Origin of the sequence: Streptomyces sp. CB02980 (genome assembly GCF_014451325.2) — a bacterium.
Lineage (GTDB): Bacteria > Actinomycetota > Actinomycetes > Streptomycetales > Streptomycetaceae > Streptomyces.
On the sequence record NZ_JACSCH020000077.1, the window covers coordinates 1 to 604 of the forward strand.

General features: G+C 66.2%; 1 protein-coding gene. It reads right to left on the minus strand.

What is annotated here, in order from left to right; genetic code table 11:
- Positions 1-364: 364 nt before the first annotated feature.
- Entirely contained in the window at positions 365-490 is a 126-nt protein-coding gene (locus E0F75_RS40280; RefSeq protein ID WP_267500099.1) for a hypothetical protein, read from the minus strand.
- Positions 491-604 lie beyond the last annotated feature (114 nt).

Sequence of the window (604 nt, forward strand, 5' to 3'; positions counted from 1 at the left end):
AGAAGGCCAGTCAAAATAACCTATGGATAGGTGACTTTGGCGGACCGGGACCGTCTGTCAGGTGCCTTCTCGGAGGTTGTCGAGCCGATGCTCAGTCAGCGCTAGCGCGACCTCGGACTGATTGAGCGCCTGCTCGCCGTCCTGGATGCGCCACTGCAGACGCTGCACGGGCGGGGCATCTGCTTCTTGGACTGCCAGGTCGCCGAGTTCACTCAGCTCTGCGTACGCTCCCTGCAGCCGTTCCCCGTGGTGTGCTGACGGGACCCTGAGGCGGCCAGCCCACTCTTCCCACCAGCGCACCCGCGACTCGCGGTCGAGCGTGGTCTTCCCCTCGATCCAGGCACGGAGCTCGGTTGGGTCGACGTCACTCGGGAGCCCCGTGGCGAAAGGCCCCTCGGGGCTCCCGCATGTCGATAGGGATGTGCGACAGCAGCACCGCGGGGGTCGTGTTGAGCACGTAGGCGCTCGCGACGAGATCGTCGACGGTCACGGGGCGATCGCATCGCCCCATCTCCGCGAGAGCGTCGGCTGAGATCGGGTGATCGAGCATCGAGACACCACGCCGGCCTGAGCCTCTACCGCATCGTCCGCGAGCTACAGACCC